The organism is Melioribacteraceae bacterium, assembly GCA_035362835.1.
Lineage (GTDB): Bacteria > Bacteroidota > Ignavibacteria > Ignavibacteriales > Melioribacteraceae > DSXH01.
Genome location: DAOSDY010000001.1, coordinates 567139 through 586071, shown reverse-complemented (window position 1 = coordinate 586071; position 18933 = coordinate 567139). Strand labels below are relative to the sequence as shown.

Genomic DNA, 18933 nt, shown 5'->3' with positions numbered 1-18933 from the left:
TTTCCTTAATTTGTGCGAAGTATGCGGGGGAATACTTGGATCGGTTCTATCACGCCAATACTTATCATCATGTTTATAACCGCGGAACTCTGAAATCAAAAATATTCTTCGATAAAGATGATTATAATTATTTCCTCAACCGTCTTGGAAAATTCAGCGTTAAATATAAAATTGAAATTATGGCTTTTTGCCTGATGCCAAATCACTTTCATCTTTTAATTAAACAGACTGATGAGAACCTTAAAGTTGGGAAGTTTGTCGGTGATTTGATAAATGGTCATACTAAATTCATTAATAAAAAGTATCAAAGAACCGGTGTAGTTTTTGAAGGACCGGCAAAGGCGAAATACGTAAATTATATATCCGAAATTAAGCGGATCGTAGAGTACATACTTGCAAATCCGGTCATGGCCGGTTTGTCAAAACATACTAATGAATATGTTTATTCATCGGCGTATGAGATAATTAACAATGTCGAAAATTCAATTACGTGCAAAAGCGGTCTGACCCAAATTTATGGAACGCTTGAGAATGTTATCGCGATGATTCACAATATAAGAAAGGCAGTATCACAACCATGAAGATTTTCTTCGCTATTAACCGCCAATTTTCAAGGTTTTTCAGCGGTTGCAAACTTTTTCAACCGTTAAGTATGCTAACTTCGTTATAGCCTCGAACAATTCCGGATTGAGTGTCTCAGGTTCATCGCTCAGCATATGAAGATGACCGTAGCTGTTGGTTGTAACAAAGTATAGCGTAGGAATTCCTTTCCTGTAAAACGGCTCGGCATCGGCTCCGCCACCTTGCCAGGTTCTCTCTACCATTAGTCCCGAATTATTCTTGTCGATTTCCTTAGCAGCATTCCAGAACTCCTGTGCGCTATGTCCTCCGCCAACCTGAATGCTGTCGCCGTATCCGATGCAGTCAAGATTAAACATTCCTATAACCTTACTCATTTTATCAGGTACATTATCTGCAAAATACTGCGCGCCGTTGAGTCCTTGCTCTTCGCTTGCAAAAAGGACGAATGCAACAGATCGCTTTGGCTTTATATCATTCATTGCGAATGCTCTGGCAATTTGAAGCACAGCTGCTGAACCTGATCCGTTATCGTTAGCTCCGGGAAAATAGATTTTACCCGCCTGCTGACCTACGTGATCAAGATGGGCACCTACTATAAGCCACTCGTTTTTTAGAACAGGATCTGATCCTTCAAGCAATCCAACTATGTTTACTGTCTCTTTCTCTTTTTCATATTCAGTTTCAACTTTAATTCTTACCCGGTGCATAAGAGGAGTTGAGAGGGGAGTTTTTGTCTGATCGATTTTTGTCTGCAGTTCTTTCAGTGTGTATCCGGATCCTTCGAACAATTGATCGGCAACAGGCAGATCGATATGGAGTTCCGGGAAATCAGTCATCTGTTCTCCTTCGCCATGGATAACACTTCCGATCGGTTTCTGAGGATTAGTATCGTTCGGAAAGGAGACAAAAAGAATTCCAACTGCACCATGTCTGGCGGCTGCAATAGCTTTTTCCCTCGGATTCCCATTCGTAAATCCTTTACCGTTAATATTCCATGCGGGATTGTATTTGAATGTTACCACTACTTTCCCTTTTACGTCGATACCTTTATAATCATCATAACCCAGTTCCGGCTGGGATAACCCGTACCCGCAGAACACAGTTTGACCGGTTAAATTACCGGACCCTGTAAATCCCCTGTATACGTAATCCTTTCCTAATTGATATTCGGTTTCAATTTTGTTCTTAATAATGGTGAACGGCTCTTCGGATATAATATTGTTGTATTCAACTTTCAGCTTTTGAAGATACCTGTCATCTCCGCCCGGCTTCAGATTGATTTTTGAGAACTGTTCAGTAATATATTTTACGGCTTTGTCATATCCTTCATGACCCGGCAGCCGTCCGGCTAATTCTGATGAGGATAAATACTCAACTGTTTTTAGCAATTCTATTCTGTTTAGATTGTTTATCTCTTGAGAAAATATGTTTATATAGCCAATGAAAAAAACGATTAAAAGAGTTCGCATATTCCACCTATAGGTTTGCAAATTACTCCGCAAAATATTCTATAGCAGTCAGAAAAGAAAATTTTACGCAACCTTAAATCAGTTATTAAAAAAGGTGCTTTTCCGGTAATAAAAGAAGTGATATTCTATCTATTTGATATGTTTTAGTAAGTAAAATTCTCTGGATTGATCGTTATGTCTATGTTATAATGTATTGAGACGAATATTTAGATACCGATCGATTTAGAAATAGTAAATAAAGAAGTAATTATTATTAAAATTCCGACCGATAACATTAGTAACTTAGGTTTTATTCTAGTAGCAAAAAAGGCTCCCAGGGGTGCTGCTATTACACCGCCAATAATTAATCCCAATACAATCTTCCAGCTTTCAACACCAACAAAGATCAGAAATATTCCGGTGCTGAAAAAAGCCACGAAAAATTCAGCCGTATTAACCGTTCCGATGGTCTCTTTAGGTGCTTTTCCCTGATTAACCAGATTAGAGGTAACAATCGGACCCCAACCGCCGCCGCCAATAGCATCCATTAGTCCGCCGAATGATCCAAGAAATGGGACATATTTTATACTGTCGTTGAATCTAATCGGTTTAAAACTCTTGATTACAATCAGCAAGCCCATAATTAGAAGGTATCCGGCAATGTAAGGTTTCACAAAATTACCGTCTAATATCTCGGAAATCAGGTATGCACCTGTCATTGCTGCTATAACTCCGGGCAATACGAGTCTTGCAAATAATTTTTTATCTACATTTTTCATATATAAATGGGACAATCCTGATACACCGGTTGTGAATACTTCGGCTGTGTGAACTCCTGCAGAAGCAACAGCTGGTGGAACTCCCATATAGAGAAGAAGAGTAGTACAGCTGACTCCGTAAGCCATTCCGAGTGTACCGTCTATAATTTGGGCAGCAAATCCAACAATTATAAAAAACAAAAAATTCAGATCGATATTAAAGTCCCAGCTTTTCCCGGCGTGAATCGGTATGTTAATTACAAAATATAAAATCAATAATACTTTTAAGGTAATTATCAACATTGCTATTCGCTTGAATGTGATGTGCTTTTCCAAAATATATCCCTTTATCAGAATTTATTATTATGAACGATATTTTATCCTGCAGCTGCAATAAAACTAAATAATCATTTACTTCACTATGTACAAATCTATAGAAAACATTGCTGTTATTTCATTAATCACCAATTATAAGTCCAAATCCTATGCTTATTGTATTTAAATCGCTTTGATCTATAAAACGGAGGTTCGACTTTATATTAATCATATATCCGAGCGTTGTATTTATCGAAATCATTTCTCCTATTTTAAATGCGGCACTGAATTGAGGATTCAGTATCAAGAGAGTTTCAAGATTCTCTTTCCATTTATACCCATCATCATTAAAAAAAATTAGAGCGGGGCCCATAAAGAACGACGAAGAAATGGAGATGTTCCCTGTTTTATAGAACTTATATCCGGCTCTTATACCGGAGCTGATTAAGTGAAATTTTCTCCTTACCAGATCTGAATCCTGAGTTTTTATCAGATTTGTTTCAATAGGAGTTAACAGATAATTAAACGCAACACCGACAGATAGCGTTTTGGATATATTCAGACCGGTTTCATTCACCAACAGAAGTCCGCTCATCTCATTGATTCGAATCAGATTCAGCGACGGGGCATAAAACAGATTATTCTTACTGAGGTTGTTTGTAAGATCCTGCGGATAAATGGAAGTAGTAGAAAAAAGAAGAATAACCGCAGCAATGCAACACAGTTGCGAATTAATTATTCGAAAAAATTTTTTCATCCGTGCCGATAATAATATTAGCAAATCAGTATGCGTTTTTGTCACCTTTCAGCATGAGCCATATTGAAAGAATAATTATTTGTATATCAAGAGAAAAAGACCAGTTGTTGATGTACCATATATCGTGCTCAACTCTCTTCTGCATTAAATCGATAGTTGGGGTAGGGCCGCGGTAACCTTTTATTTGCGCCCAACCAGTTAATCCCGGTTTGATTGTGTGCCTGAGATTGAAATTCTGAATTTTATCGATGTACAGTTCGTTATGTGAAACAGCATGGGGGCGTGGTCCTACCAGGCTCATTTCGCCTTTTAGAATATTAATAAACTGTGGAAGTTCATCGATACTTGTTTTTCTAAGCCACGTGCCGATTTTCGTTATTCTGGAATCATTCTTTCTTGCCTGCTTAAAATTTCCCTGATCATCGAAATCGGTGCTGTCCGAATACATGGTTCTAAATTTGTAAATGCGGAAAGGCTTGTTGTTCTTTCCGGTACGGATTTGTTTAAAGAATAAATCTCCCTTCGACTCATATTTTATCAGAATAGCGACAAGCGGGAACAGCCATGAAAAAATAAAAATAAAAAGGAGTATCGTAAATACTAAATCCAGAATTCTTTTGAAAAACCTCCAGTGAAGATGATTTATATCGTCTCTTCTAATTGAAAGAATAGGATAATCGATAATTCGTGATTCGTAGTTAGCGAGCAGTATATCAAAGTTTTCATGTAGTATTAAAACTTTTGAAATATGTTTCTCACATAATGCCGTTACTGATTTAACTTCTTCGGGAGTAATGGTGGGAAGTGAAAGAACAACATCGTCAATTTTATTTCTATTAAGAACTGACTCAAGATTATCTATGTTACCGATTACGGGAATATCAATATTGTTTCTTTTTTTATTCCCGATAAATCCGATCGGATTGTAACCGAAATTGCTGTAACGTACCATTTGTGAATATAGATTTACGGAAAAATCATTAACACCGACGAATAAAATATTTCTTAGGTTGATTCCTTTTTTACGCAGAAAGTAAAAAATAATTCTTAGCAGTTGCTTCTCAACAATTAAAGCGGGGAATAAAATAACAGGGAAGATAAAAACGATTTCTTTTGGATATTGATTCGGGATGAAATACAGGAGAACTATTAAACTTATCCCCTGTATAACCACATTTTTGAAGATGCTGTAAGTTTCGTAAAGGTAATTCCGGTAACGGAATTCATCATAAAGAAAAGTAGCTATAGAAGAAAACATCCAGGTTATTATGAGAATTGAAATTATTAGTATTGAATTCCGGAGTCCCCAATTGAAAAAAAATCCGGTAAAAAGAAAATTTGTTAAATAAAATGCCAGAACTATTATTAACGAATCGGCTAGTATTCGAAATGTTAAAAGGGACTTTCTTAATAGATTCATTTAGAATATTTGATAAACGACGGAAGTAAAGATATGAAAAACTAATATGAATAAATATGCTTGATCTATCATCCCGAAGAGGGGACTTTTCTCTTTTCTAAAGTGTTTTGCTCTAATCAGGCCATATATATCATCTGCCGAATATGCGCAAAAATCATTGATTTCGTAACTTTTCGACCTCAGATTTTATCCATGGATAGGTTTTCTTTAATCCGTCGAATAACCTTTCAGATGGAGCCCATCCAAGTTTCTCCTTAATAAGTTTATTATCTGAATTCCGTCCGCGGACTCCGGTTGGACCGGGAATATGTTTAATCCGCAATTTTTTACCGGCAATTTCCATTGTCATTTCCGCAAGTTGGTTTATAGTTACCATCTCCTCAGAACCGATATTTACAGGTCCGCTGAAATCATTATTAGCCATAAACCTTTCAACGGATTGAAGACACTCATCAATGTAGAGAAATGAACGGGTCTGGTTTCCGTCTCCCCATATTTCGATCTCTCCATTTTCATCTGCTTCAGCGACTTTTCTGCAGATAGCCGCCGGGGCTTTCTCCTTCCCGTTATTCCAGCTCCCGTAGGGGCCAAAAATGTTATGAAACCGGGCTACCTTTACGTTGATGCCGTAGTTTCTCTGAAATGAGAAATATAATCTCTCGCTGAACAACTTCTCCCATCCGTATTCGCTGTCGGGCGCAGCCGGGTAAGCGGATTCTTCTGAAAGTTTCGGATTCTCAGGATCTAATTGATTGTAAAGAGGATAAATACAAGCTGATGAAGAGTAAAATACTTTTTTTGAACCCGAAAAAACCGCCTCGTTTATTACATTCAAATTGATAATAGCGGAATTGTGCATAACGTTTGCATCGTTATCACCTGTAAAAATATATCCGGCTCCGCCCATATCAGCTGCAAGCTGATATACTTCGTCAAAGCTCCTGTCCAGTATACTTTTAACCAGATCAGGATTTCTTAAATCACCAATAATAAACTCATCAGCCTCCATTCTCTGAAATTCATTATGCTTTAAGTCGACACCTCTTACCCAATAACCGTTTCTTTTCAATTTATTTGCTAGGTGACCCCCGATGAAGCCGCCGGCTCCAAGTACCAAAGCGGATTTCTTATTCATTAAAATTTCTCCGGATTCTTATTTGAAATTGCCCTTTAAAAATTCTAAAATGTTATAGATAATAAACATTGGAACAATACGCGCGTATCTTTTCCATAATCTTTTCGGTTCTAAAATTAACCGGAACATCCATTCCATGCCGATATTCTGAATCCATCTGGGTGCTTGCTTTACATGACCTACGTGGAAATCAAATGCTGCGCCGACAGTACAAATGAAATGGACATCAGTATATCTGGATAAGCGGTAAGCGAATTTTTCCTGTTTTGGTGTGCTTATTCCGATCCATAGAATATCTGTTCTCTTTAAATTTATATCCCCGGCCAGCTCTAATATCTCTTCCTCGCTCATTTCATAAAAGGGAGGGGAATAAGTGCCGACAATATTCACATTTCCGTATTTTGCAATCCAGACTTCTTTTAGCTTTTCCGGTATTCCAGTTTTCCCACCACAAAAATAGTGATTTATACCACTATTTACGGTTGATTTGATCATTTCGTCAAAGAAATCCGTACCGCAACATCTTTCCATTCTTTTATGGCCTTTTAACTTACCCACCCATACAACCGGCATACCGTCTGGCAGATTCAGAAAAAATTGATTGAGTATCGATTTGAATTCAGAATCTTTGTTTGAATGTACAATTCCATGAGCTCCTGTTGCAGAAATCAAACGGTTCAGTCGATCCTTTTTCAATTCCTCATTTATAATTTCTATTGCATGATTCAGGTTTTTATCAAACATTTTAATATCGAGTACGTTTACCACTTTTTTTCTCCCGCGATACTCCTGAACAGTCTCTCCATCAGATTCAGGTGCTTTTCTATTGTATATTCATTGAGGTACTTTTTTCTTGCGTTTAATCCCAGCCGCCGGCGTTCTTCTTTATTTCCTATCAGATAAAATAATTTTTCTGCCAATATATCTGGGGAATTAATCGGGGCTAAAAGCCCATCTTCACCATCCGAAATGATGTCCGGTAATGCCCGCCAAGAAGTTGTTATAATAGGTAGACTGAACATCATTGCCTCCAGTAATACAAGAGGCTGATTCTCCACTTCATAGAAACTCGGGAAACAGAAAATATCCGCATCAGCATATTCCTGATATTTTGAATCATCTGTTCTTGATGGATTAATTTCAACCAGAGCTTCAATGTTATATTTATTAATCAAGCTATAGAAAGATTTCTTTACAGATTCTGATTCCCAGCTTCCAACGAACCGGACAACAAAATCCCCGGAAAAATTTTTAAGAATATTAACCGATTCCAATAGATCAAAGATTCCCTTATCTTTGAGAAGATTTCCTAAATAAAGGATCCTAACCCTCTTTTCTGTTAGATTACTTTTTTTATATTTATTGAAATTATCAGGAATGCCATTAGGTATTGTTACATAATTGGCGGCATTTAAAAATTTTAATTCATCAACCAATTGAGGAAGTAGTGCAATAGTAAAAGAGACATTGCCTAATATCCTTCTGGCAAGTAATTTTTCGAGTCCGGAAATCCTGTTATAAAAACTTAATGCCCCTCCGGCATGAAAATGATAAACAATCTGCTCGCAAGTCATCTTAATTAATAAAATACTTATTAGATCGCGGTAGAATGGCAACCTGCCGGTAAGTGCCGGGGGATAGTAGCAGATATCGATTCGTGATTTGAACCTGCTTTTTATAATTCTGAAAAGTGTCACGAAAAGCAAATAACCTTTCTTCAGATTAAAACTGCCGATTTGATGGATCTGGTCGGAGTACCTGAGCACAATCGATTCTTTATAACACCAATCCCATTCACAATCTACAAGGTACTTCTGCATAATTGAAGCACCATGATACGGCGGGGGAATGTGGGCAAAAATAATTATCCGTTTTTTCTTTGTGTTCATTTATTGAATAAACGCTCAGTGACTTTGATAATTTCTATTTGTTTCTCTGTTAAATCAATTTTGTATCCGGTCCTTTTTAAAGAAATCCCCTCATAGAAATCTGAACCGTAATTAAATACCGGGTCTTCATCCATTTTACAGAATTTCAATATAGAAAATAACTTATCATGCGGGTTTTCCAAAAGTTCTTCATATTTAACATATAAAGTTCTCTCAGATTCAGGGTCAATTAATTCCAGATCCTCTTTTATACTTCTATATACAGTGGAAATTTGTATCAAGCCCTGCTCAATATGCGAATGATTAAGATAATTTCTCCAACCGGGAATTTTCGTCCCCCAGAATTTCTCTTTGGATGCTTTTTTTGCGTTGACCATCGAAATTAAATTATCATTGAAATTCCTGTATATTACCACAAATAGCGGCTTGCTAAACAGACTGTTAAAATATTTTGTCTTCAGTGAAAAACCGGGTTGTTTCAAAAGAAGTCTCGATTTTTTTAAAATCCTCATCCGGAGGGCAATGTCATTATTAATCGCTTCAACCTGTGAAGAACTTGCAAAATTATGATCAAAACAATCGTCTTCTATTCTATAATTAGCTTCTGTACCGAATCCGAATATATTACGCCAGTATGGGATACACTCCGTTGGAGTGTTAAATCCTTTCGATTTTGAGATGGTCCCTTTTTTACTGATGAATTTTCCCTTTCCGAATAAATGAACAAATCTTCTAAGGTAGGATGTAAAATAAGGCGAATTCGGGAAAATAGAGTCCAGTTGCGAAAACCAGTAAAAATCTTTGTGATTTGAAAGAAGACTATAAAGAAGGGTAGTCCCTGATCTTTCAGCACCAATTATAATAACCGGATTCTTTATTATCATTCTTTTATGGAATCTATTATTGAATTATATATGTGAAAGCATTTTGTACTTATCCGGTTATACCTTTTTGAATTGAACTCTCTCCGGAGCTTTGCGCTGATATTCTTTCTGTATTCAGTTGGTCTTGCTACAGTACTGTTTTTTATCTCGCTGTCATTCCGGTTTTTCATGTCGAGCTCATCAACCCGTTTATTAATCCTCTCCTTAAGTTTATCGGTTAATTCGACTTCACTAAGTCCTGAACAGTTCTTAGATCTCAATTTCCTGATAATTGAATTTGGATCCGAAATCACCTCTTCAAATTTAATTACCAAGGTATCATTAATTATTTCCCAGATTTTCTTGTGAAACAAGTAATAATAGAGAAAAATAAGGTATGGGAAATATGTCGGTCTTCTAATCGACATTGATATAGCGGCATCCACCGGATTTCTTAATAAAAGAACAGCCGGGGTCCTAAATCTTATGCCTCTGTAAAATTGAACCGGTAAATGTACATGATGAGCGATCTTTTTGACGGGCTGAGTTAACTCGATAAAAGTATATGCGAAAGTATTTGCCGATCTGGGGAATCCGTCGATAAGTAATTCTGTATCTTTTTTTACGAGTGAGTATTTATTTTTATTCGAATAATAAAGAAGATAAAAAAAAGCAGGGAATAGAACCTGGCTAATCCTTAGCACAAACTTAATATTATCGATTACAACTCTAAAAATTTTCACAATTTCTTAGGAGATATTATTGTTTACCAATTTGCATCACTTTCATATCCATAATCAATAAGTATCTGATTTGCGTGATTCTTAAATAACTTTTTAAGATGTTCGTCGTACTTTAACATCCATGTTTTTTGTTTCCCGTTCCTGAAAGTTGGACTTAAATCAGAAAAGATTTTGTCGGCAAAAGAATTGTCGGTCTTTACATTAAGCTTTGATGTTAAGGAATTGATAGTATGAATCTGTTTCTCCAAGCTTCCGCCGCCGTTTGAACCGATTATGTCCTCAAATCGAACTACATAGTCGGACTGTGCTAGCCAGCCGTAAAAATTATTAAATATTTCGGCAATTGATAACAATCCGTCTTTTTTGCTTCCTACTATAGCCAGTTCAATTCTGTTGTATTCATCCTTACCCCTGAAGAGACTATTGAACCGGTGCTTTTTATCTATTAGCGGATAATGAGCTTTAGATATTACAACGTCTCTTGGATCTCTAATAACAAACAGGTTAAATACTTTGCTTTCTGTTATTAAGCGGGCGACTTCATCATTGTATTCAATATGTGAAACTAAAATCTCGTTATTCTTTATTTTCTCCAGGACATTCTTGTAGCCGCCATATTTGTGAATGTTACTGTTGTTTAAGGTTGGAAGGAGGATCCGATAGTAATGAGGTATCAGGCAGATTGCTCTCTCAACAAGATGAGTTCCGGCTTTAGGAATACTATTAATTAATAATTTTGGATTACCAGCGTTCTGCAGCCTTGATAATAATTTCTCCGGGGTATAACCAAAACGTGTCAGGTCCCAGTAAAAGGATTTGATTTTTTTTATCATCTGATATTCAGTTTGTAGTTTAAACTCTCGTATGTTGCAAGTAATAAAAAAATAAACTGTGTAGGGAAATAGATCCAAACATTATCAGTTAAGAAAAGAATATTCATGTACACTGCTAATGAAATTGAGATTACGGAAATTGTCAGATTTTTATATAACACATAGATAAATAGAATATATACAATAATTCCAAATTCCATATAGATTTTTAACAGATCGGAATGCATAAGGTTAACATCGAACAAAATTGATTCTTTTAAAATTGCCGAGGTTTTACCCAGCCCGATGCCAAATATCACGTTATTTTCAGGATTATTAATTATACTGCCGAAAATGGCCAGTCTCCCTTTCGTAAATAAATTCGGTGGTATACCAGTAAGATCAAAAATAATTTGATTAAAATATCCGTTCGCAAAAAGGATTAAAAGAATAAGAACAAGAAGGTTTATTCCAAGCGCAAAATTTACAATGATTTTTTTTGCTTTCAGCAGGTCGGCTTTGGTTAATAAATAATAGACCGCAGCAGATACAATGACCCCAGCAAGTACAATCCTTTTATAACTGAAAATTGTAAAGAATGCTGCAATCAAGAGAAATTTATAATTTCTCTTATGCATAAAATAAAGAAAGAACAAGCCGAAAGAAAAAGCCAGAGGACTTTCGGTATCGGCCTTTTTGGCGAAAATCAATTGCCCGAGGATATTCTTAAATGAAAAACTGGTAAAATACTGCGCATATTCTATTAAATACGCGCAGGAGAGCACTATGAATATTATATCAACAACTTTATCATTTCTGATCTCCTCTTCAAAGTGAAACAATGCAAAAACAAAGATTGAAGGCGAAAGTATGAAAAATGCTTCTTCGAATAATCTCGGATATAGTGAACCATTGAGAATTATTTGTGTAACAAAGGAGAAAGCAATCATAAAAATAATAAGTTGTAGGTAGATGGTTGCGAATAATTGCTTAATGAAGAGTTTTTCTACCCTAATGGAATATATCAGAAGGATACCGATATAAGGTATAAGGTAACGTATGTACCTCGCTTCATTTATGAAAACAGTCAGCAAAACTGACAACAAATAGAGCCCGAGTAAAAAATAAAATCTTATTTGTTCTGTTTTCAATTTTAATGAGATCCCTATAATCGATTTTTCAGGCAACCTGTTTTTACCAGCTTTCCAAGTACTTTATCTGCTTTTCTGTTAGTAGAATATTTTCTCTGATGATATTGATTAATCTTTGATTCGGCTCTGAATATAATAGTCTCAAATTATTAAGAACATCTTCATGCAGCAATTTATTTATTCTCTTTGCGGGTTCTTTTTTTACCGTAAAGAAAAACTCGTTCAGCCCTCTGTATACAAATTTAAGCAGCTTATTTTTATTAATATATACCCTTTCAATATTTTGTAGGAAAGTGGAATAGTTGTTGGCTTTAACGTGCCTGTTTAGATTCTTCGGTTTAAAAGAAGGATTAACACTTAAAAATTTATAAATGCCGGAAATTGCTTCTTTAGGATTTTCTTTAATCTCGTCATAAATCACAATTTTAAAATTCTCCGGACCGGATAGTTTAATAAAATCCCCGATGTTATCTGAATAAAATCCTCTCTTTAGAATATCATCCGTAAATAACCCCGTACCTTTTCTCTTAAACTCATCAAGCAATAATCCGAAGTAATTGTTGATGTCTGTTTGATCTAAAAGATTCTTCTTGATTTTCCAGAAAAAAGCGCTTATAGCCCTCTCAACAGGATTCCTTATTGCAAAGATAAATTTGGGCTTTAAACTGTATTGTTTTATGAACTGCAATGAACCCGCATCATTTATATATTCAACTGAAGCCGAACCGATTATTTTATAATTTTTATCTGTACTGAAAAACTGGGTATTCCATAAGAAAGGATCCTTATTGTATATGGTGCCGCCGAGGTAGAATTCTTCTTTTTTATTGCCGCCTATGTAAATATCAGGATGCTCGTTTAGGCAATGATGAATCCAGGTTGTTGCGCATTTTTGAGCACCTATTAAGAAGAAATCGATTTGTTTTGTCATTTGACTCTCAAAATAAATATCATACAATCATTTATCCCGGTAAACATTTAGATGTTACTTGATTTATCTTTTCTAAAGATGGTGATTATTAATAAATAGAGAGGAAATAGTGTAATATATACTATGAATTTATAAAACCGGTTTAAATCCTTTCTATTCTGTCTTAATTTTATAAAACCCGAATTAAGCTTAACAGGATTTCCGGCAATTGAATGCTGTTGAGAGAGACTTATATTTTCTTGATCGATAAATATTTCATTCAACTTTGTATCCATACCAATTTTTTTAAACACTTTCACAGGATTATTTATAAGATCTTTAAAGTCTATCACAATCGTAGGATAAATTGACTTTAAAAGGATTGCCCTTATGTTTCTTGATAACCAGGTAAGATATGCTGTTGTGAAACTCTTTTTCTTTAAGTAGTCGTTCGATTCACCCCAGCTTGCAATTACATCGATAGGATTTCTTATGAGATGCAGAATTGTAACCGGGTAGTCACTCTGTTTTTTTAAAATTAATGCTATTGATGGGGATTTTGAGGCGTCTACAATAATACTTTCACCGTTATTTAATATTGAAAAAAATATTTTATAGTCCTCGGTAATTTCCATCAATTTATTATTGCTTATTCCAAGAAGTAGTTTGATGAAACTTCCTGCTTGCAGAGTCCTGTTTTTCTCAGAAATATTCTCCAAATTTAATTTTTTTAAGACATTCTGCCAGTATTCACATTCAGCGATTGTTTTGCCGCACCCGCAAGGGATGTTCCGGTTTTGGAAATCTTGATTATGTAAATACTTAAGGGCTTCTCCGACATTTATTAAACCGTTTACAGAACCTAACATTCTTGACAGAAGTGTTGTCCCGCTTCGCCCGGCCCCCATTATAAAAATAATATTCTTCATTTTGTCAGTCTGTCGGGAAAAGAATTTCCTTTTTACTAATTATTTCCTTCAAAATGTAGTATTTGATGTTAGGTTTATTCATGTTTTTTAGGGCCATATGATGACCGGGTTTTTTGTAATCCCGATTGTTGCTGTTTAGTGAATGCCATAAAACCAATGAAAGCCCGTTTTTATAACAATTATAAATCCGGTTATAGACTTCGGAATAATAATCTTTATCCTTCATTTTGTTAACATCCCTTGATCTTATATCGGGTCCCCCTATTTCTGTTGATATTATCGGTTTACTGCTAAATTTGCGAACCAATGAAATTTTTTCAGGAATTGTTGCCGGGTTGTGATATAAATGCAAGTCAACAATATCGTAGTACCCGGCGTTTTTCTTAAAATAATCTTCAAGAGAAAAATCATACTCGATTTTTTTATTTAATCCAATAGATGATTCCAGGAAATTTGAGGAGATACCGGCGAAGATAACAAATTTGTCGTTTCCTGAGGATTTAACAATATGGTAGAACTCCTTTAAGAGACCGGCATAATCATCCAGACTACCTTCCCAGAATTTATTACTCATTATTTCATTTTCTAATTGCCAGTACTTAACCGGGGGATACCTCCTTATAAACTTCTGCAAATCAATTCCCTCTGTCTTTCCGTTTTTGAGTAAATAATGATTTCCCCGATTAAAACCTCTCACCTGAACAATAACGGAAATATTTTCCTTAACAAGTGCATGAATATAACTGTCCAGAGCTTTGTAATTTTTATTCTTTTCATAGTTTAATATACTTTCCAGAGTTACATCAATTCGGACCCAATCAGATCCAAGTTCTTTCATATCACGGATTCTGCTCTCAATCGCAGTAGAATTGGAAGGTATTTCCCCGGGTAAGTGCAATCCAATATTGAATCCTTTAATTTGAGCAATCGAAGCAATCGGCAGCAAAAACAGAACTAATATTTTTATTCTCCGGTTCACCTGTTAAATCCTGTTTTTTTGCTGATCATTTCAATTAATATCCGGTCTTCCTTATCAAACTTTAACAAATAAAGGAATAAAATGAATAAAGCGTAACAAAGTATAACTAAAAAAGGCACTTTAAAATAGTCTTGGATATTTATATTATTTTTTATCAGCCATAGAATTAGAAATGTAATTATTCCGGAAGTTATCCCTTTCAGAAAATTTCTATTGTATGGAAGAATTTTGTATTTCCTGTAAAGAACTGATAAACCGGATCCATAGAGCATACTCATAGTAATAACCATACTTATACCATTTCCCCAATAACTGTATTTTGGTATAAGTAAATAATTAATACTTACATTCAATAAAAGACTGAATAATGCAATTTTCAACCACGGTTTTTGATTATTAGTCATAATTAATGTGGGCCCAATCGGTCCTGTTCCTGCATTAATCAGTTGTGCAAATGCGAGCAGGCTAAGGGTGGCGGAACCGGCGAGATACTCCTTACCGAATACCACTTCAATAATTTGATCCGGAATTGAGATGAATAAAATGAAGATGGGGATCGCCAGATAAAAACTCCATTTTGTTGAAACATGCAAAAGCGATTTTATCTGCACGAAGTTATTTTCATTGTAATATTTAGAGACCATGGGTATTACTATTGAACCAAAAGCGCCCAGAATAAGCGCCATTAAAACAGAAATCTGGGAAATTGACTGGTAAATACCGACGTCATATTCATTTCTTAGGATTCCAAGCAGGATCCTGTCGAATCTGGTTGTTAATAGTGTGACTGAACTTGCAAATATTGTTACAAATGAAAATTGCAGAAGACCTTTAACATGGTTTTTCTTGAATAATGCAGCAGCGCTTAAAGAATATTGTCTGGAAACAGACCTGAAATTAAATATCAGAACTACAACCAGAGAAATTATTAATCCCAGAAGCGCATTCCAGAGTGAAAGTTTTGTAATGCTGAGTATAAGAATGATCAGAAAAAAAAGAAAGGGCTGTCCAAAGTACTGATAGTAAAAAGTGTACTTCATACTCAATGAAATACGGGTAATGGCTGTTCCAATAAAAAGAAGACTGTTCAATACAATTACAAAAGAGAAGTAAAATAAGTATTGATTAAAATCCTGGTAAGTAAGGATTGAAAAAAAGTTGAACTGGTAATTCAGAAAGAAAAACAGAATCACCCCGAAAGATCCGGCCATACTTGCTTTCAATGCTTTGAGAATTATTTTGGAAGATTCTTGAGCATTTGAAGATTTGTTTAAGAAGTGAATTACGCCCCTGTCGAGTCCGATTGTGCAGATATTTGCAAGTATGCTTACAATGTTTTCATTTAGTGAAAAAACTCCGAATTCTCCCGGCCCCATTGTCCGTGCAAGAATCACAAATCCTAGGAAATGAAAAATTCTTCCAGAAATAATTCCTATAAGAGAAACAACAGCTCCTTTGCCGAATATCTTAACAAGATCTTTATCCAATTCTATTTCTACCGATGATTTTCTGAACAGGTTTTGTCTATTAAAATGGATTTAGAATTATTCCCTTGTCGAGTAACAGTTTATAAATTTTAGTAACAGACTCCTGTACATTAATAATCCCCGGTATTTTAATTTCGTAATCAATATCAGTATAGACTTCATCGCCAACCCATATTATTTCTGTTTTGTCCGGATTATCGAGGGATGTTTTTATCAGATCCAGATCGTTCATATTCAGATTTATTGCAGTTATAATCAGAATCAAACCTGTATCGAGTAAAATATTAGCAACTTCAGAAATTCTTCTTATATGTTCTTCTCTGTTACCATTTTTTGATTTAATATCTGCATCAACGCCATAAAGGATGTTGCCGGTGGAAATAAAGTAGACGAACTTTCCATTTCTAAATAAAACTTCTTCCAATTCTTTTGCAACCTCTTTTTTGCCTGAATTCTTAGGCCCGGTAATAATTATGAGGGCAGATTTCTGATTATACTTTTCAGCTCTTTGATCTACTGAAATGTGGCTCTTTTCCCATTTTATGTTCCTTTGAATTACCTTTTCCCGCATCCATGTTAAATTATCCTCGAGAGCCTCCCGGATAATTCCGCCACCGGCAATTTCGTATTCATCCACTATAACAAATCTGCTGGTTGAGGCTATTTCCTCTGTTCTATCGAAGGAGATTGCCTTATTCAATTGAATGATACACTCGGCAACATCGTGCCTGTTAATCTGGCTGTTAGGCATTCCGATGCTTAGATCGGAAGCATTTATAACATGGATAATTTCTTCCAGAAACACACCAACCTTGGATGTTCCGAGCTTCAGTAAATATTCCTTCTCTTTAATCAGTGGTTTTTTACCCAGCCAAAAAAGATTTACTCTTAACCTTTTAGAAACCAGTGGTTTATTTTCCTCGGCCTTAGTTGCTATTTCACCTCTGGTTATATATATCTGTTCACCCAAAGTAAAACCGACCGATTCCCCGACACTCACTTTATTTGGAGGAGTTGAATTGAAGGTTTCAAATGACTTTACAATGCTCTTTTTACCCGACGGATAAAATACGATGGTGTCGCCAATTTTTAATGTGCCGCTTTCGACTGTACCTGCAATAATTCTACGCTGATCACCCATTTTTGTGAATTTATAGACATCCTGCACAGGCATTCTGAATGGTTTGTTATAATCAGGCTTCTCTTTGTCAAATTCGTCGAGCGCTGTTAACAAGGTCGGACCATTATACCATTCTAAATTCTTACTCAACTTAACCATATTGTCGCCGTATGTACCGCTTATAGGAATAAAGTACTTCGGTTCTAGGTTAATGTCTTTTAAGAAACTAGAGTAATCCTTTACAATCTGATTGAAAGTAATCTGGTCATAATTTATTAGATCCATCTTATTGATTGCAATCAAAAGCTGATTAATTCCAAGCATTGAGAGCATATAACCGTGCCTTCGGGAATTCTCCTGAATTCCTTCCAGAGCATCAATTACAAGAATAGCCGCTTCGGCTCTTGAAGCACCGGAAACCATATTCTTAAGAAACTCAATGTGACCCGGTGCATCTATTATTATATAATTTCTTTTCTTTGTTTTGAAGAATACCCGCGCGGAATCTATTGTAATCCCCTGCGAGCGTTCATCCTTTAAAGCATCAAGCAGAAATGCATATTCAAATGGCTTTGAATTCAATTCGCAAAATTGTTTTATCTGATCTAGTTTACCTTTCGGCAAAGAATCCGTATCGGCTAAAAGCCGGCCGATAAGCGTACTCTTCCCGTGATCAACATGCCCTACAATTACAATACTCATTTGCTGTTTTGTCATTAGCTCTCCGAATCAATAGAATGGTCAATTACATATAACCGTTTCTTCTTAATGTTTCAAGTCCTCCGCCGTCGTCTTTATCCTGTGCGCGGCCTGATCGTTCGGCAATGTTTTTTAATTTACCGCTTTGAAGCTCCTCAATAATCTCATCAACATTTTTTGCTTCGGATTCAATTGGAAAAGTACATGGGTAACATCCGAGAGAGCGGTATCTCTTTCCGTCCCCCTGATTATAATAAAGTGATACAGTTGGTATCTTTTCCCTTTTTATATACTCCCAAATATTAAGTTCAGTCCAATCCAGCAGAGGATGAATCCGTACATGAGTACCCGGGGCAAAATCGGTTTTGTACTGGTTCCAGAATTCGGGAGGCTGATCGCCAACATCCCATAGACTTATTTCGTCGCGGGGAGAAAAGTATCTTTCCTTGGAGCGGCTCCCTTCCTCGTCGGCTCTCGCCCCAACGATAACCCCTGTATAAGGTTCTATATTAGTATCTATTTCATACTTTCCGGTTTCCAGATTTAATTTGTACCTGGACCAGTTTCCGCTTAAGGTATTAACTAGAGCATCTGTTTTCAATAATTTACAGCAGGAAATCCGGTCAATCCGTCCATCCGGAAAAGTTTCTTTATCCTCCAGTGCTCTTTTGTTCTGACCATAAATCATATTCAGTCTCCATTCCAGTGCAAGCCTGTCGCGATACTCAATCATCTCAGGGATTTTATAATTGGTATCGATATGCACGAGAGGAAAAGGTACATGCCCTAAAAATGCTTTGCGGGCTAGCCAGAGCAATACTGTACTGTCTTTACCAATGGACCAGAGCATACAGAGGTTTTTAAAATTTGCATATGCTTCTCTAAAAATATGAACGCTTTTATTTTCTAGCTGTTGTAAATGATCCATTTTTATGT

Annotated in this window: 18 protein-coding genes; 1 reads left to right on the top strand and 17 read right to left on the bottom strand. The window is 35.8% G+C overall.

Features of this window, described 5'->3' with window-relative positions:
• The first annotated feature begins 35 nt into the window (after positions 1-35).
• Complete coding sequence (locus PLZ15_02505) at positions 36-581, top strand: transposase (protein ID HOI28604.1); 546 nt, start codon at positions 36-38, stop codon at positions 579-581.
• Between the two features lie 39 nt (positions 582-620).
• Here the strand turns inward: PLZ15_02505 and PLZ15_02500 are convergent, their stop codons facing one another.
• The 17 genes from PLZ15_02500 to cysD form a co-directional block, all read right to left on the bottom strand.
• Positions 621-1970 (bottom strand): M20/M25/M40 family metallo-hydrolase, encoded by a 1350-nt coding sequence (locus tag PLZ15_02500; GenBank protein HOI28603.1) that lies wholly within the window; start codon positions 1968-1970, stop codon positions 621-623.
• A gap of 287 nt (positions 1971-2257) precedes the next feature.
• Positions 2258-3124 (bottom strand): sulfite exporter TauE/SafE family protein, encoded by an 867-nt coding sequence (locus tag PLZ15_02495; GenBank protein HOI28602.1) that lies wholly within the window; start codon positions 3122-3124, stop codon positions 2258-2260.
• A gap of 121 nt (positions 3125-3245) precedes the next feature.
• The gene (locus tag PLZ15_02490; protein HOI28601.1) at positions 3246-3860 is read right to left on the bottom strand and encodes a hypothetical protein; all 615 of its coding nucleotides are present in this window, start codon (positions 3858-3860) and stop codon (positions 3246-3248) included.
• A gap of 25 nt (positions 3861-3885) precedes the next feature.
• Positions 3886-5280 (bottom strand): exopolysaccharide biosynthesis polyprenyl glycosylphosphotransferase, encoded by a 1395-nt coding sequence (locus PLZ15_02485; protein ID HOI28600.1) that lies wholly within the window; start codon positions 5278-5280, stop codon positions 3886-3888.
• Between the two features lie 154 nt (positions 5281-5434).
• Entirely contained in the window at positions 5435-6415 is a 981-nt protein-coding gene (locus PLZ15_02480) for an NAD-dependent epimerase/dehydratase family protein (GenBank protein HOI28599.1), read from the bottom strand.
• 18 nt (positions 6416-6433) lie between these two features.
• Positions 6434-7183: a WecB/TagA/CpsF family glycosyltransferase gene (locus tag PLZ15_02475; protein HOI28598.1), complete on the bottom strand. Its 750-nt coding sequence runs from the start codon at positions 7181-7183 to the stop codon at positions 6434-6436.
• Complete coding sequence (locus PLZ15_02470; protein HOI28597.1) at positions 7177-8304, bottom strand: glycosyltransferase family 4 protein; 1128 nt, start codon at positions 8302-8304, stop codon at positions 7177-7179. Before PLZ15_02470 ends, PLZ15_02475 begins: the two co-directional genes overlap by 7 nt.
• Positions 8301-9188 carry a sulfotransferase gene (locus tag PLZ15_02465; protein HOI28596.1) on the bottom strand — a complete coding sequence of 296 codons (888 nt, stop codon included), beginning with the start codon at positions 9186-9188 and terminating at the stop codon, positions 8301-8303. Before PLZ15_02465 ends, PLZ15_02470 begins: the two co-directional genes overlap by 4 nt.
• Positions 9185-9910, bottom strand: a complete 726-nt coding sequence (locus PLZ15_02460) for a hypothetical protein (protein ID HOI28595.1) — start codon at positions 9908-9910, stop codon at positions 9185-9187. The genes PLZ15_02465 and PLZ15_02460 overlap by 4 nt, the downstream gene beginning before the upstream one ends.
• 23 nt (positions 9911-9933) lie before the next feature.
• A complete protein-coding gene (locus PLZ15_02455) occupies positions 9934-10743 on the bottom strand; it encodes a hypothetical protein (protein ID HOI28594.1) in 810 nt (269 codons plus the stop codon).
• Positions 10740-11873, bottom strand: coding sequence for a hypothetical protein (locus tag PLZ15_02450; protein HOI28593.1), 1134 nt, complete (start codon positions 11871-11873; stop codon positions 10740-10742). Before PLZ15_02450 ends, PLZ15_02455 begins: the two co-directional genes overlap by 4 nt.
• A 43-nt stretch (positions 11874-11916) precedes the next feature.
• On the bottom strand, positions 11917-12804 hold the full coding sequence (locus PLZ15_02445) for a sulfotransferase domain-containing protein (GenBank protein HOI28592.1): 888 nt from the start codon (positions 12802-12804) through the stop codon (positions 11917-11919).
• 47 nt (positions 12805-12851) lie between these two features.
• Positions 12852-13712 (bottom strand): sulfotransferase, encoded by an 861-nt coding sequence (locus PLZ15_02440; protein ID HOI28591.1) that lies wholly within the window; start codon positions 13710-13712, stop codon positions 12852-12854.
• A 4-nt stretch (positions 13713-13716) separates the two neighbouring features.
• Entirely contained in the window at positions 13717-14691 is a 975-nt protein-coding gene (locus PLZ15_02435) for a hypothetical protein (protein ID HOI28590.1), read from the bottom strand.
• On the bottom strand, positions 14688-16178 hold the full coding sequence (locus PLZ15_02430; protein ID HOI28589.1) for an oligosaccharide flippase family protein: 1491 nt from the start codon (positions 16176-16178) through the stop codon (positions 14688-14690). The genes PLZ15_02435 and PLZ15_02430 overlap by 4 nt, the downstream gene beginning before the upstream one ends.
• A 40-nt stretch (positions 16179-16218) precedes the next feature.
• A complete protein-coding gene (locus PLZ15_02425) occupies positions 16219-18015 on the bottom strand; it encodes a GTP-binding protein (protein ID HOI28588.1) in 1797 nt (598 codons plus the stop codon).
• Between the two features lie 28 nt (positions 18016-18043).
• Positions 18044-18925 carry a sulfate adenylyltransferase subunit CysD gene (gene cysD, locus PLZ15_02420; protein ID HOI28587.1) on the bottom strand — a complete coding sequence of 294 codons (882 nt, stop codon included), beginning with the start codon at positions 18923-18925 and terminating at the stop codon, positions 18044-18046.
• Positions 18926-18933 lie beyond the last annotated feature (8 nt).